Annotated in this window: 13 protein-coding genes; 10 read left to right on the top strand and 3 right to left on the bottom strand. The window is 64.0% G+C overall.

The features are described from left to right. Nucleotides 1-154 precede the first annotated feature (154 nt). The 3 genes from DNK34_RS06550 (at nucleotide 155) to mdoH (ending at nucleotide 6,011) form a co-directional block, all read left to right on the top strand. On the top strand, nucleotides 155-1,411 hold the full coding sequence (locus DNK34_RS06550) for an acyltransferase family protein (protein WP_131173913.1): 1,257 nt from the start codon (nucleotides 155-157) through the stop codon (nucleotides 1,409-1,411). 464 nt (nucleotides 1,412-1,875) lie between these two features. Beyond that, entirely contained in the window at nucleotides 1,876-3,423 is a 1,548-nt protein-coding gene (locus DNK34_RS06545; RefSeq protein ID WP_131174076.1) for a glucan biosynthesis protein G, read from the top strand. Continuing rightward, the gene (gene mdoH / locus DNK34_RS06540; RefSeq protein WP_131173912.1) at nucleotides 3,420-6,011 is read left to right on the top strand and encodes a glucans biosynthesis glucosyltransferase MdoH; all 2,592 of its coding nucleotides are present in this window, start codon (nucleotides 3,420-3,422) and stop codon (nucleotides 6,009-6,011) included. Before DNK34_RS06545 ends, mdoH begins: the two co-directional genes overlap by 4 nt. Before the next feature lie 239 nt (nucleotides 6,012-6,250). Here mdoH and DNK34_RS06535 read toward each other — a convergent pair whose 3' ends face one another. The 3 genes from DNK34_RS06535 to DNK34_RS06525 form a co-directional block, all read right to left on the bottom strand. Further along, nucleotides 6,251-7,036 (bottom strand): hydroxypyruvate isomerase family protein, encoded by a 786-nt coding sequence (locus DNK34_RS06535; protein WP_131173911.1) that lies wholly within the window; start codon nucleotides 7,034-7,036, stop codon nucleotides 6,251-6,253. Between the two features lie 62 nt (nucleotides 7,037-7,098). After that, nucleotides 7,099-7,467 (bottom strand): DUF5064 family protein, encoded by a 369-nt coding sequence (locus tag DNK34_RS06530; RefSeq protein WP_131173910.1) that lies wholly within the window; start codon nucleotides 7,465-7,467, stop codon nucleotides 7,099-7,101. A 195-nt stretch (nucleotides 7,468-7,662) separates the two neighbouring features. Beyond that, nucleotides 7,663-7,968, bottom strand: coding sequence for a DUF2288 domain-containing protein (locus tag DNK34_RS06525; RefSeq protein ID WP_131173909.1), 306 nt, complete (start codon nucleotides 7,966-7,968; stop codon nucleotides 7,663-7,665). Between the two features lie 308 nt (nucleotides 7,969-8,276). Here DNK34_RS06525 and DNK34_RS06520 point away from each other — a divergent pair, with 308 nt between their 5' ends. The 7 genes from DNK34_RS06520 (at nucleotide 8,277) to DNK34_RS06495 (ending at nucleotide 14,768) form a co-directional block, all read left to right on the top strand. Next, nucleotides 8,277-9,398: a branched-chain amino acid ABC transporter substrate-binding protein gene (locus DNK34_RS06520; RefSeq protein ID WP_131173908.1), complete on the top strand. Its 1,122-nt coding sequence runs from the start codon at nucleotides 8,277-8,279 to the stop codon at nucleotides 9,396-9,398. 116 nt (nucleotides 9,399-9,514) lie between these two features. Continuing rightward, on the top strand, nucleotides 9,515-10,438 hold the full coding sequence (gene livH / locus DNK34_RS06515) for a high-affinity branched-chain amino acid ABC transporter permease LivH (RefSeq protein ID WP_131173907.1): 924 nt from the start codon (nucleotides 9,515-9,517) through the stop codon (nucleotides 10,436-10,438). Further along, nucleotides 10,435-11,694, top strand: a complete 1,260-nt coding sequence (locus tag DNK34_RS06510; RefSeq protein WP_131173906.1) for a high-affinity branched-chain amino acid ABC transporter permease LivM — start codon at nucleotides 10,435-10,437, stop codon at nucleotides 11,692-11,694. The genes livH and DNK34_RS06510 overlap by 4 nt, the downstream gene beginning before the upstream one ends. Further along, nucleotides 11,691-12,458: a high-affinity branched-chain amino acid ABC transporter ATP-binding protein LivG gene (gene livG, locus DNK34_RS06505; protein ID WP_131173905.1), complete on the top strand. Its 768-nt coding sequence runs from the start codon at nucleotides 11,691-11,693 to the stop codon at nucleotides 12,456-12,458. Before DNK34_RS06510 ends, livG begins: the two co-directional genes overlap by 4 nt. After that, nucleotides 12,458-13,159: an ABC transporter ATP-binding protein gene (locus DNK34_RS06500; protein WP_131173904.1), complete on the top strand. Its 702-nt coding sequence runs from the start codon at nucleotides 12,458-12,460 to the stop codon at nucleotides 13,157-13,159. Before livG ends, DNK34_RS06500 begins: the two co-directional genes overlap by 1 nt. Nucleotides 13,160-13,407: 248 nt before the next feature. After that, nucleotides 13,408-13,494 carry a small membrane protein YohP gene (locus tag DNK34_RS26045; protein WP_458860368.1) on the top strand — a complete coding sequence of 29 codons (87 nt, stop codon included), beginning with the start codon at nucleotides 13,408-13,410 and terminating at the stop codon, nucleotides 13,492-13,494. Nucleotides 13,495-14,057: 563 nt separating this feature from the next. Next, nucleotides 14,058-14,768 carry an rRNA pseudouridine synthase gene (locus DNK34_RS06495; RefSeq protein WP_131173903.1) on the top strand — a complete coding sequence of 237 codons (711 nt, stop codon included), beginning with the start codon at nucleotides 14,058-14,060 and terminating at the stop codon, nucleotides 14,766-14,768. Nucleotides 14,769-14,799: the final 31 nt, after the last annotated feature.

Below are 14,799 nucleotides of genomic sequence, written 5' to 3'. Positions count from 1 at the left end.
CATACTCCACGGTGCAGCCCCGGCAAATCAGATCGATCGAAACGCGACCGGCGCGGTCGAAACACCACCCGGACGCCGACAAGGCTGCGCACTCCCCCCTGCGCACAGCGCGCCGCGCCCGGAAGGACGGTCGATAAGGCATTAGGAGAACGGGATGACCCGAACCGGCAAGGAACATTTCATCGGGCTCGAATGGCTGCGCTTCGTGCTCGGCCTGTACATCGTGGTCTTCCACACCCTGCACAACTATGCGGAACAGAAGCTGCCCATCATCAAGCAACTGAGCGGCGTCGGCTTCTTCGCCACCAGCACCTTCTTCGTGCTCTCCGGCTTTCTCCTCGCCCATGTCTACTGCAAGCGCGGCGAACTGCGCGAACCGGCGGTGAGCTTCTGGAGCAAACGCTTCGCCAACCTGTATCCGTTGCACATCTTTTCCCTGCTGCTGACCATCGCGGTGATCTTCATCATCAGCAACCTCGGCATTCCGCCGGACGAGACCAAGGCCAGCGTGCGCTTCGTGGTGTACGACACCAACGAAGACATGACCGGTATCTCGCGCACCACCCTCGAACATTTCATGGGCAACGGCGAACTGGCCCTCAATACCGTGCTGCAGCTGTTCATGCTGCAGGCCTGGAACCCGTTCTACCTGACCTTCAATCCGCCGCTATGGTCGATCTCCACGCTGTTCTTCTTCTACCTCACCTTTCCCTTCGTGGCCCCACGCCTGGCGCGCCTGAAGCACAAGGTGCTGTGGCTGGGCGTACTCACGCTGATCTACATGATTCCGCCAGCCCTGGTGATCCTCAATGGTGATTACGGCATGCCGTTCACCGGCATCCTGCACCGCAACCCGCTGGTGCGCCTGCCGGAGTTCCTTGCCGGCATTCTCGCCTACGGGCTGTTCCGCGACATGCAGGACGCCGGGCGCACGCCGGGCGCTGCCGGTATCGGGCTGATGATCCTTACCGTGCTGACCTGTTTCCTTGGCGCCGCCTGGTTGGTCGAGGGCGAACAATACTGGTACTACCTGCTGCACAACGGCCTGCTGCTGCCATCGCAAATGATGCTGATCTACCTGTGCGCACTGGCGCCCTCGCCGACCAGTGAACCGCTGCGCCACTGGTCGCAGCGCCTGGGCGCGGCATCGCTGCCCTTGTTCGTGTTGCACGTACCGGCCTTCACCCTGTTCTCGCGCTCGGAAAAACTGCTCAACGTGGCTTCCGCGGAGTGTTTCGCCAACTGGTCGCAATGCGCCATCCAGGCCGGCGAACAGACCTTGTCGATCGCCTTCTACCCGTTGTTCCTGCTGCTCACCGTGATCCTCTGCGTCTGGGCCCAGGAAAACGCCGTGGTACCCATGCGCAAACGCCTCCTCAGGTGGCTGCCCGTGAGCAAGGCCACGGCATGAGCTGGCAATGAAAAGTCGCCGGGAGCGTTTCCTGATGCCGCTTGCGCCACAGGCGACAGGCGAAACAAACGCCGTCGCTGTTCACCCCTCGCCCTCCGGGAGAGGGGCCGGGGGGGGGTGAGGGCCAAAGTGCGATAAACCCATAAAAAATAACCGGCAACGGCTTTAATGCCGCTTGCGCCAAGGGTGGCAGGCCAAAACAAACGCCATCGCTCTTCACCCCTCGCCCTCCGGGAGAGGGGTCGGGGGTGAGGGCCAAAAGTGCGATAAGCCCATAAAAAATAACCGGCAACGGCTCTAACGTCGCTTGCGCCAAGGACGGCGAGCCAGGAAAATTCACCGGAATCATCTGGGCGAGCAACGGTCGGAAAGAAATGTTCGGCCGAGCAGGCCGCTTTATTCTTATCGTTTTTCTGGAGGGATCCGTGATCCTCACTACCGTCAAGGCATCTGTTCGCCACAGCATGCTTCCAGCCGCGCTGTGCCTGGTTTGCATGGCCTCGCTGTTCGGTGCCGCTCAGGCGCAGGCATTTTCGCTCGATGACGTGGCTGCCCGGGCCAAGGAACTCTGGGAAAAACCCTTCGTGGCGCCGACCAGCAACCTGCCCACCGAATTCCGCGAGTTACAGTTCGCCGACTACCAGAAGATCACCTCCCGGGAAGACAAGTACGAATGGCACGACCGCAAGACCCCCTTCAAGCTGAGCTTCTATCACCAGGGCATGCACTTCGACACACCGGTCAAACTCAATGAAGTGACCGCCACCAGTGTTCGCGAGATCGAGTACGACCCCGAGCGCTTCGACTTCGGCGACCTCAAGATCAGCGAGGATGCCGACAGCAAGCTGGGTTACGCCGGCTTTCGGGTGATGTACCCGATCAACGTCAAGGGCCAGTCGGACGAGATCATGAGCCTGCTCGGCGCCAGCTATTTCCGGGTGATCGGCAAGGACCAGGTCTACGGCCTGTCGGCGCGCGGCCTGGCCATGGACACCGCCCTGCCCAGCGGCGAGGAATTCCCCTATTTCCGCGAGTTCTGGATCGAACGGCCGAAGCCGGAAGACAAGCACCTGGTGATCTTCGCCCTGCTCGACTCGCCACGCGCCACCGGCGCCTACCGCTTCATCCTGCGCCCCGGCAAGGATGCAGTGGTCGACGTGCAGTCGCGGGTGTTCCTGCGCGACAACGTCAACAAGCTGGGCATCGCCCCCCTCACCAGCATGTACCTCTATGGCCCCAACCAGTACCCGAGCAAGCCCAACTACCGCCCGGCCCTGCACGACTCCAACGGCCTGGCCATCCATACCGGCAGCGACGAGCGCATCTGGCGCCCGCTGAACAACCCGCAGAACCTCGCGGTGAGCACCTTCCAGGTGGATAACCCGAAAGGCTTCGGCCTGCTCCAGCGGGGTCGCGATTTCTCGCAGTACGAAGACCTCGAGGATCGCTACGAGCAGCGGCCCAGCGCCTGGATCGAACCCAAGGGAGAATGGGGCAAGGGCAAGATCGAGCTGGTGGAAATCCCCACGCCGGATGAGACCAACGACAACATCGTCGCCTTCTGGAGCCCGGACGAGCAGCCCAAGCCCGGCGAGCCGATGCAGTTCGACTACCGCATGCGCTGGACACTGGACGAACCCGCCCTGCTCGACGAGCACACCGCCTGGGTCAAGCAGACCATGCGCAGCCCCGGTGAAGTCAAGCAGGCCAACCTGATCCGCAAGCTCGACGGCAGCACCGCCCTGCTGGTGGATTTCCAGGGCCCGGTGCTGGCCGAACTGCCGGCTGACGCCGCGGTGACCTCCCAGGTCAGCGTCAGCGACAATGCCGAACTGCTGGACAACGTGCTGCAATACAACCCACAGACCAAGGGCTGGCGCCTGACGCTGCGTCTGAACGTCAAGGATCCCAAACAACCGGTCGAAATGCGTGCGGCTCTGGTCGAGGGTGACAAGACCCTGAGCGAGACCTGGAGCTATCAACTCCCGCCCAACACGGTTACCGCCCAATGAAAAGCACCGAGCCGTCCGCCCTGAGCGAGTATGTCCACAGCCTTCCCCTGACGGCCAGTGAGCGCGAGGAACTGGCCAGCAGCGGCGACTTCACGGAGCTGCACCAGCGCCTGGGCGGCCAGCCGGTGGAGCGATCCGTCGATGTCGAACAGGCCGTGCACGGCTCGGTCACGCGGCGCATCAACCTCGGCGCCGGCGAATCCCTGGAAGACACCGGACTGCTGTCGCTGGATGCGGCCGGCCGTACCCTGCTCAAGGCCACGCCGCCGCTGCGCCGCACCAAGGTGATCCCCGAGCCGTGGCGCACCAATGTCCTGGTGCGGGCCTGGCGCAGCCTGACCGGCAAGCGCAACCCGCCGCGTCCGCCCACCCGCCAGCTGGAGCCGGCGCGCTGGCGCCGGGTCGGGTCGCTGCGGCGCTTCGTCCTGCTACTGCTGATGCTCGGCCAGACCGCCGTGGCCACCTGGTACATGAACAGCATCCTGCCCTACCAGGGCTGGGCGCTGATCAACCTGCAGGAAGTCATCGAGCAGGGCTGGCAGGAAAGCCTGATCCAGGTACTGCCCTATGTCGTCCAGGGCAGCATCCTGGCGCTGTTCTCCCTGCTGTTCTGCTGGGTGTCGGCCGGCTTCTGGACGGCCCTGATGGGCTTCTGGGAGCTGCTGCGCGGCTACGATCGCTATGGCATTTCCGGCAGCAGCGCCGGCGACGAACCGATCGATGCCCAGGCCCGCACCGCGATCATCATGCCGATCTGCAACGAGGACGTGCCCCGGGTGTTCGCCGGCCTGCGCGCCACCTACGAATCGGTGGCGGCTTCCGGCGAGCTGGATCGATTCGATTTCTTCGTCCTCAGCGACACCGGCGATGCCGACATCGCCGTCGCCGAACAGCGCGCCTGGCTGGAGCTGTGCCAGGAGACCAAGGGTTTCGGCCGCATCTTCTACCGCCGCCGCCGGCGCCGGGTGAAGCGCAAGAGCGGCAACATCGACGACTTCTGCCGCCGCTGGGGCAGCGACTACCGCTACATGGTGGTGCTCGACGCCGACAGCGTGATGAGCGGCGAATGCCTGACCAAGCTGGTGCGCCTGATGGAGGCCAACCCCCAGGCCGGCATCATCCAGACCTCGCCCAAGGCCGCCGGCATGAACACCCTCTATGCGCGCCTGCAGCAGTTCGCCACCCGCGCCTACGGCCCGCTGTTCACCGCCGGCCTGCACTTCTGGCAACTGGGCGAATCGCACTACTGGGGCCACAACGCGATCATCCGCATGCAGCCCTTCATCGACCACTGCGCCCTGGCACCGCTGCCGGGCACGGGCTCGTTCGCCGGCGCCATCCTCTCCCACGACTTCGTCGAAGCCTCGCTGATGCGCCGCGCCGGCTGGGGCGTATGGATCGCCTACGACCTGCCCGGCAGCTACGAGGAGCTGCCGCCCAACCTGATCGACGAACTGCAGCGTGACCGCCGCTGGTGCCACGGCAACCTGATGAACTTCCGCCTGTTCCTGGTCAAGGGTATGCACCCGGTGCACCGCGCGGTGTTCCTCACCGGGGTGATGTCCTACCTGTCGGCGCCGCTGTGGTTCCTCTTCCTGCTGCTGTCCACCGCCCTGCTGGCCACCCACACGCTGATGGAGCCGCAGTACTTCCTGGTGCCCGGCCAGTTGTTCCCGGTGTGGCCGCGCTGGAATCCGGAAAAGGCCATCGCCCTGTTCTCCACCACCCTGACCCTGCTGTTCCTGCCCAAACTGCTCAGCGTGATGCTGATCTGGATCAAGGGCGCCCGCGAGTTCGGCGGCGCCTTCAAGGTGACCCTGAGCATGCTGCTGGAGATGCTCTTCTCGGTGCTGCTGGCGCCGGTGCGCATGCTCTTTCATACCATGTTCGTCACCGCCGCCTTTCTCGGCTGGTCGGCCACCTGGAACTCGCCACAGCGCGACAACGGCGTCACCACCTGGGGCGATGCCGTGCGCCGGCACGGCTGGCAGACCTTGCTGGGCATGCTCTGGACGGCCGGCGTGGCCTGGCTCGACCCGAACTTCCTGTGGTGGCTGGCGCCGATCGTGGTGTCGCTGATGCTGTCGATCCCGGTGTCGGTGTTCTCCAGCCGCCTGAGCCTCGGCCTGAGCAGCAAGCGCGGCAAGCTGTTCCTGATTCCCGAGGAGTCGAATCCGCCCCAGGAGCTGCTGTCCACCTACGCCTACACCCGCCACAACCGCGAGCATGCGCTGGAGAATGGCTTCATCGAAGCCGTGCTGCGTCCGTTCCCCAACGCCCTGGCCTGCGCCATGGCCACGGCCCGCCACGGCGACGCCCCGCTGCTCGAACAGGCGCGCCAGCGCTCGCTGCAACAAGCCCTGCAACTGGGGCCGAAGAAACTGGATGGCAAGAGCAAGCTGGCGCTGCTCAGCGACCCGGTGCTGCTGGCGCGCCTGCACGCCCACCTGTGGCAGCAGGCCGAGCAGCACCCGCTCTGGCGCCACGCCTATAACCAGGCGTCGTCCAGGCCGACGGATCAGGCCGGACTCGAGCTCAGGCTGCCCAACGTCGGCATCACCCCGCCGCTGGTGAATCAGGGGGGCTAGTATCGCGACAACGGTCATGCGCCCGAGGCCGCGAATGGGGGATGGCAGCCATAAGGCGAAAGCGGCCTTCGGCCTTCGATCAAAAGCGCTTGAGGCTGGAAAGCTGGACGAGAGAGCCTATGCGGTTTGCTTGTCGTTCAGCCTCCAGCCTCTAGCGCTCTTATCGGCCGTCCGCTTCCGCCTTTGAGCAACCATTCAGCCCGTTCGCTCGGATACGACATTTGATCTGTGATGTGGCACTAGCTGAAATCCCGCCAGGCGGGCATCCAGCCCAGGCTGGCGCGGGTATCGCCCCCTACGGGGCGGTACTCGGCGCCAAGCCAGCCGCCATAGCCGCTGTCGCGCAGCGCCGCCAGCACCGCCCCGAAGTCGACCTCGCCAGTGCCGGGCGCGCCACGTCCCGGATGGTCGGCGAACTGCACATGGCCGATGCGCCCACGCAGCCGCTCGATGCCCTCGCGCAGCTCCAGCCCCTGGCGCGCCATGTGGTAGAGGTCGTACTGGGCCTGGAAATTGGGATGATCGACAGCCTGCAGCAACGCCTGCAACTGCGCCGGGGTGTTGATCAGGAATCCGGGCATGTCCAGCGGGTTGATCGCCTCGCTGAGCACGCCGATACCCAGCGTCTGAAAGGCCTGCGCGGCCCGGCGCAGGTTGTCGACCAGGGTCGCCAGCGCCTGTTGCCGTTCGACACCGTCGGCCAGCCTGCCGGGCAGCACATTGACGAACAGCGGGCGCACCATGGCGGCGTAGGTCAGCGCTTGCTGCAGCGCCGCGTCGAAGTCGGCCTGGCGCTCCGGCACCGCGGCCAGGCCGGGCCCGCCCTGGACGAAGTCGCCACCCGGGAAATTGATCAGCACCAGCGGCATGCCGGCCCGCTCCAGCGCCTCTTTCAGGCGAATGGCCGGCACTTCATAGGGAAACTGGATCTCCACGCCATCGAAGCCCGCGGCAGCGGCAGCCACGATTCTATCGAGCAGCGGCTGGTCGTCGAACAGCAGCGACAGGTTGGCGGACAGCTTCATGGGGTACCTCCCGGCCGGTCAAAAGCGCAGGTTACCCCGTCACTCCCGTGCCTGCACGCCGGTCAGAGGCCGTCGCGCTGCAGATGATCGAGATTGACCGGGTCGCCACTGTGGGCGCCCAGGCGCTGACGGATGTCCTCGAACATCAGGTCGAATTCTTCGTGTTCGTGGCTGATCAGTACCACGCTGGTGGGCAGGCCGTGCTTGTGGGCCAGCCGGCTGACCACGCTGGCGAAGTTGAAGGCGGTGTCGCGGTGCAGTTCGAACGACTCGTCGAACGCGGCACCCGCGATCTCGCCCTTGAGGTTCATGTGCAACATCGGCCCTTCGGCCGCATCCTGGCGCACGTCGTAATGCAGGTCGATGGCATAGGTGGGGATGTCACCCGTCGCCACGCTGTTGCCGCGAAATAAATGGCCGGGCTCGAACATGTGCAGACTCCTGTGCTGAAGGGTTGCCCGGGACGCCAATCGCGTTCCGGCTCCTCAGCATAGACAGCGATGCCCGGCGATGATCCCAACCCACTAACGCACGAAAAGGGATCACGTGACGCACCAAAAACAGTCATGCCATTCAGCCAAACGCGGCTGGAGATGCCTGTTGCAGAGTGGTCAAGCCAGGCCGTGCTACTTTTCAGCGCGCTCCTGCACCAGAACCCACGGCGCGACCACCACCGCCCACAGTTGTGGATCGCGGTTCAGCAGATCGTCCGCCCGGCTATCGTCCAGGGCCGCGACGATGCCGCCATCCAGCCACTGCGCGACCGTCTGGCGCTGGTTCTCGGCCAGGGCTTCGGCCACGGCGACCAGATCCTGCGCGCTGTCGACCCAGAGCAGCACGCCCCGGGCGAAGAACGGCTGCAATTCCTGCCAGCGTATCGGGGCCGTCTCGCCAAGCAGTTTGGCATAGAGGGTGCTAGGTTGTTCATTCATGGTGAGTTCCGTGCGCTGGCCGGTTTTTTCGATCGGCGGCCATGATAACGTCGAGGGCCAGGCGAGCAAGTCCGCGATCTTCGAGTTATCGGACAGAACGCGCCGTTTTTCTATACGTTTATTGCAATTAAGCGACACTCCCGCCTTTCGCCCCCGACAGCCGACTTTCCAAGGCGCGAAGCAGCGCTCTACACTGTATCGGTACAGTTGCCGGGCTAGCGTTGGGGACAGGGCCGGAGAGTCGTTTCCGGTTCTGCAGCTTTGGCCGCCAGAACTACAAAAATATGAACACAACAGAGTGGAGCACTATGAACAAGGCTACTAAGCAGATTTCCAAACTGTTCGCCGCCATGGCCCTGGCCGGCGCAGCCAGCTATTCGGTCGCCGCCGACACCATCAGGATCGGTCTGGCCGGCCCCGTCACCGGCGCCGTCGCCCAGTACGGCGAAATGCAGTTCGTGGGCGCCAAGATGGCCATCGAGCAGATCAACAAGGCCGGCGGCGTCAATGGCGCGCAACTCGAAGGCGTGGTCTACGACGATGCCTGCGACCCGAAACAGGCCGTCGCCGTCGCCAACAAGATCGTCAACGACAACATCAAGTTCGTGGTCGGTCACCTGTGCTCCAGCTCCACTCAGCCGGCTTCGGACATCTACGAAGACGAAGGCATCCTGATGATCACCGCGGCCGCCACCAGCCCGGAAATCACCGCCCGTGGCTACGAGCTGATCTTCCGCACCATCGGTCTGGACAGCCTGCAGGGCCCGACCGCCGGCAACTTCATCGCGGATCACGTCAAGCCGAAGAACGTCGCCGTCATCCACGACAAGCAGCAGTACGGTGAAGGCATCGCCACCGCGGTCAAGCAGACCCTGGAAGCCAAGGGCGTGAAAGTCGGCCTGTTCGAAGGCATCAACGCCGGCGACAAGGACTTCTCCTCGCTGATCGCCAAACTCAAGCAGCAGGGCGTGGATTTCGTCTACTACGGCGGCTACCACCCGGAACTGGGCCTGCTGCTGCGTCAGTCCAAGGAAAAAGGCCTGGACGTTCGCTTCATGGGCCCGGAAGGCGTCGGCAACAAGGAAATCTCGGCCATCGCCGGCCCGGCTTCCGAAGGCATGCTGGTGACCCTGCCGCAATCCTTCGACCAGGATCCGAAGAACCAGGCCCTGGTGGAAGCCTTCAAGGCCAAGAACGAAGACCCGAGCGGCCCGTTCGTGTTCCCGGCCTATGCCGCCGTTCAGGTCATCGCCGAAGGTATCGAAAAAGCGGGTAGCACCGACACCGCCGAAGTAGCGGCCGCCCTGCGCGCCAACACCTTCGACACCCCGACCGGCACCCTCGGCTTCGACGAGAAGGGCGACCTGAAGGACTTCAGCTTCGTGGTCTACGAATGGCACCAGGACGGCAGCAAGTCCGAAGCCAAGTAAGCCCCCCCGCCTGAACCCAAGCCCACTGCCGCGCAGTGGGCTTTGTCTATCGAAAGAATTCCGGTTTCGCGCTGCGCCACAAGCGCTGCCGTGCGCGACGACCCAGGAGTTAGGCAATGCCTGATCTTTACCACTACCTGCAACAGCTGATCAACGGCCTGACCGTTGGCAGCACCTATGCCTTGATCGCCATCGGCTACACGATGGTCTACGGCATCATCGGCATGATCAACTTCGCCCACGGCGAGGTGTACATGATCGGTTCCTACGTCGCCTTCATCGCCATCACCCTGCTGGCCATGATGGGCCTCGACAGCCTGCCGCTGATCATGGTCTGCGCCTTCGCCGCGAGCATCATCGTCACCAGTGCCTTCGGCTATAGCATCGAACGGGTCGCCTACCGGCCGCTGCGCGGCGGCAATCGGCTGATCCCGCTGATCTCCGCGATCGGCATGTCGATCTTCCTGCAGAACGCCGTGATGCTCTCCCAGGACTCCAAGGACAAGGCCATCACCAACCCCTTGCCCGGCAACTTCGTATTCGGCGAAAGCGCCATGAACGGCGTGGTGATCTCCTACATGCAGGTGCTGATCTTCGTGGTCACCTTCCTGACCATGATCGGCCTCACCCTGTTCATCTCCCGTTCCCGCCTGGGCCGCGCCTGCCGCGCCTGCGCCGAGGACCTGAAGATGGCCAACCTGCTCGGTATCAACACCAACAACATCATCGCCCTGACCTTCGTCATCGGCGCCGCACTGGCCGCCGTGGCCGCGGTGCTGCTGGGCATGCAATACGGCGTGATCAACCCGCACCTGGGCTTCCTTGCCGGCATCAAGGCATTCACCGCCGCGGTACTCGGTGGTATCGGCAGCATCCCTGGCGCGGTACTGGGCGGCCTGGTACTGGGCGTGGCCGAAGCCTTCGGCGCCGATATCTTCGGTGACCAGTACAAGGACGTGGTGGCCTTCAGCCTGCTGGTGCTGGTGCTGCTGTTCCGCCCGACCGGTATCCTCGGCCGTCCGGAGGTGGAAAAGGTATGAGCCGGAACCTCAAGACCGCCCTGTTCAGCAGCATCCTCCTGCTGCTGATCTCCTACCCGATCCTCGGCCTCAAGCTCAGCGTCGTCGGCATCAGCCTGCAGGTGCGGGGCGCCAGCGCCCAGACCCTGTGGACCATCGGCATCGCCGCCGCGCTGCTGTTCGTCTGGCACCTGGCGCTGCGTGACCGCCTGCTCGGCAGCGGCAAGCTCAAGGGCGCGCTGCCGAGCATGCCGGCAAGCGTCAAGGACACCCTGACCCTGCCCAGCGTACAGCGCTGGTTCATGCTGGCGCTGTTCGTCGTGGCGCTGGCCTGGCCGTTCTTCGGCTCCCGCGCGGCGGTGGACATCGCCACCCTGATCCTGATCTACGTGATGCTCGGCATCGGCTTGAACATCGTGGTCGGCCTCGCCGGCCTGCTCGACCTGGGCTATGTCGGCTTCTACGCCGTGGGCGCCTACACCTACGCCCTGCTCGCCGAGTACGCCGGCTTCGGCTTCTGGACGGCACTGCCGATCGCCGGCCTGATGGCCGCCACCTTCGGCTGCCTGCTGGGTTTCCCGGTACTCCGGCTACGCGGTGACTACCTGGCCATCGTGACCCTGGGCTTCGGCGAGATCATCCGCATCATGCTGCGCAACCTCACCAGCATCACCGGCGGCCCGAACGGCATCAGCTCGATTCCCAAACCGGAGCTGTTCGGCCTGTCGCTGGATCGCCGCGCCCCGGATGGCGGGCAGACCCTGCACGACTTCCTCGGCATCGCCTACAACTCCACCTACAAGGTGATCTTCCTCTACCTGATCGCCCTGCTGCTGGTGCTGCTGGCCATCTTCGTGATCAACCGGCTGATGCGCATGCCCATCGGTCGCGCCTGGGAAGCCTTGCGCGAAGACGAGATCGCCTGCCGTGCCCTGGGCCTCAACCCGACCACGGTCAAGCTCTCGGCCTTCACCATCGGCGCCAGCTTCGCCGGTTTCGCCGGCAGCTTCTTCGCCGCCCGCCAGGGGCTGGTGACGCCGGAGTCGTTCACCTTCATCGAGTCGGCGATGATCCTCGCCATCGTCGTGCTCGGCGGCATGGGTTCGCAGTTGGGCATCATCTTCGCCGCGGTGGTGATGACGCTGCTGCAGGAAATGCGCGACTTCAACGAGTACCGCATGCTGATATTCGGTCTGACCATGATCGTGATGATGATCTGGCGTCCGCAGGGACTGATGCCCATGCAGCGCCCCCACCTGGAGTTGAAACAACGATGAGCCGCCCGATTCTCGAAGTGAGCGGCCTGTCCATGCGTTTTGGCGGCCTGCTGGCCGTCAACGGGGTCAGCCTCACGGTCAATGAAAAACAGGTTGTGTCGATGATCGGCCCGAACGGCGCCGGCAAGACCACGGTGTTCAACTGCCTGACCGGCTTCTACAAGCCGACCTCGGGCAGTATCCGCCTCGATGGCGAGCAGATCGAAGGCCTGCCGGGCCACAAGATCGCCCGCAAGGGCGTGGTGCGTACCTTCCAGAACGTTCGCCTGTTCAAGGAAATGACCGCCGTGGAAAACCTGCTGGTCGCCCAGCACCGCCACATCAACACCAACTTCCTCTCCGGCCTGTTCAAGACCCCGGCGTTCCGCCGCAGCGAACGCGAGGCCATGGACTACGCGGCGCACTGGCTGGAGCAGGTCAACCTGACCGAATTCGCCAACCGCACCGCCGGCACTCTGGCCTACGGCCAGCAACGCCGCCTGGAAATCGCCCGCTGCATGATGACCCGCCCGAGCATTCTCATGCTCGACGAGCCGGCAGCCGGCCTCAACCCGCGCGAGACCGACGACCTGAAAGCGCTGATCGGCATGCTACGCGACGAACACAACGTCACCGTGCTGTTGATCGAACACGACATGAAACTGGTCATGAGCATTTCCGACCATATCTTCGTGATCAACCAGGGCACGCCCCTGGCGAACGGCACACCGCAGCAGATCCGCGACAATCCGGACGTGATCAAAGCCTACCTGGGGGAAGCGTAATGCTGTATTTCGACAACGTTTCCACCTTCTACGGCAAGATCCAGGCGCTGCACGGCGTCAGCGTGGAAGTGCGCCAGGGCGAGATCGTCACCCTGATCGGTGCCAACGGCGCCGGCAAGTCCACCCTGTTGATGACCCTCTGTGGCAACCCGCAGGCGGCCAGTGGCAGCATCCGTTACCAGGGCGAAGAACTGGTCGGCATGGAAACCCCGCTGATCATGCGCAAGAGCATCGCCGTGGTGCCGGAAGGCCGCCGCGTGTTCGCCCGCCTGACCGTCGAGGAAAACCTGGCCATGGGCGGCTTCTTCGGCAGCAAGACGGACAACCAGGCGCAACTGGACAAGGTGCTGCACCTGTTCCCACGCCTGAAGGAACGCCTGGTCCAGCGCGCCGGCACCATGTCCGGCGGCGAACAGCAGATGCTCGCCATCGGCCGGGCGCTGATGAGCAAGCCCAAGCTGCTGCTGCTCGACGAGCCGTCCCTGGGCCTGGCGCCGATCATCATCCAGCAGATCTTCGACATCATCGAACAGCTGCGCCGGGACGGTGTGACCGTGTTCCTGGTCGAGCAGAACGCCAACCAGGCGCTGAAGCTGGCCGACCGTGGCTACGTGCTGGAGAATGGCCGGATCGTGATGCAGGGCAGCGGTCACGACCTGCTCAACGATCCCAAGGTGCGCGACGCCTACCTGGGCGGCTAGCAGGCTGTTGAAAAACTACCTGCGTTGCCGCTGCTTCGTTAAAAACAGGCTCAAAATGCTCATTTACAGCACGTAAACTCCGCTTTCTCGCCTGTTTTTGCCTCGCATCGGCTGCCTCGCCTACGTTTTTCAACGGCCTGCTAAGCCCTCTCCCCTGCGGTCGCAACGGCCGCAGGGGCAGATTTATCCTGAACGATGGCCGAAGCGCTCCAGTCCCAATACTGAACGGACTTAAAGGAGACGCTCCCATGCTGAAATTCCTCGGCAGCACCATCGGCATCATCTTCATCATCGGTCTGCTGGTCGTGATCGGCATCTTCTCGCTGATTTTCTGACGGCTTCCACCTTGCAGGCGCTGCGTTCCCGGGGCGATTCGATCGTGGCCATCCCGTAAAACTGGTCACAGCCACCAATCGCTGCGGGGTCGCAGCTCCTACTAGTTTTAGTGCCACATCACAGATCGAATGTCGTATCCGAACGTGCTGAGTGGTCGCTCAAAGGCGCAAGCGGCCATTCGTAGGGTGGACGACGCTTCACCCGTCCACCGCTCTGCGATCGCAATGGTGGATGAAAAGAGCGTCATCCACCCTACGTCCGCTAACGCCTTATTGATGATCAGATAAGGTTTCTGTAGGTGCAGGGACGCATACTGGCAAACCGCCGCCCGTGCAGGAGCGTCGACCTCGGCGCGATGCGATAGCGGCCGTCCTGCGAAATCCGCATCACGGCCACCCTTCGCTGCGAGGTCGCAGCTCCCACAGGGCCGGGGCAAACCGCCATCTTGCGGGCAACGCTTGACCGACTGGCATCAGGCGCCCTGCCCGGCTTTTAGCCGTGACTGCCCACGGCCAGCGGCGAGGCGGTTACAATACCCGCCACTTTGCCGATGATGCCTGCCATGACCGACCCCATACGCCTGTCCAAACGCCTGATCGAACTGGTTGGCTGTTCACGCCGTGAAGCCGAACTGTATATCGAGGGCGGCTGGGTCACGGTCGATGGCGAGGTGGTCGAGGAACCGCAACGCAAGGTGCAGGACGAGCAGGTCATCCTGCATCCCGATGCCGTGGCCAGCCCGCAGGAGCCGGTCACCCTGTTGCTGCACGTGCCCAGCGGTCGCTTTCCGGAGCGCGTGGTCGAGGCGCTTGGCCCCGACAGCCGCTGGCCCGACGATCGCTCCGGGCTGCGCACGCTGAACAGCCACTTTACCCGCCTGACGCCCTGCATGCCCTTGCAGGCCGGCGCCGATGGCCTGCATGTACTGACCCAGGACTGGCGTATCGAACGCAAGCTCAAGGAAGACCTGGGCAAGCTGGAGCAGGAGTACGTGGTCGAAGTCAGCGGCGAACTGTCGGCACGCGATCTCAAGCGGCTGAACCATGGCCTGGTCTTCGACGGCACGCCGCTGGCGCCCTGCAAGGTCAGCTGGCAGAACGAAACCCGCCTGCGCTTCGCCCTGAAGAACCCGCTGCCAGGGCAATTGGTGTTCATGTGCAACAGCGTCGGCCTCAAGGTGCTGGGCATGAAGCGCATCCGTATCGGCGGCGTGCCCATGTCCAAGGTACAGCCCGGCCAATGGCGCTATCTGGGCGCCAAGGAACGCTTCTAAATTCTTCCGGCCCCGCCACTGGGCGCGGGCC

Source organism: Phytopseudomonas dryadis, from assembly GCF_004327355.1.
GTDB lineage: Bacteria > Pseudomonadota > Gammaproteobacteria > Pseudomonadales > Pseudomonadaceae > Aquipseudomonas > Aquipseudomonas dryadis.
This window is presented reverse-complemented; position numbering and strand designations above follow the sequence as displayed.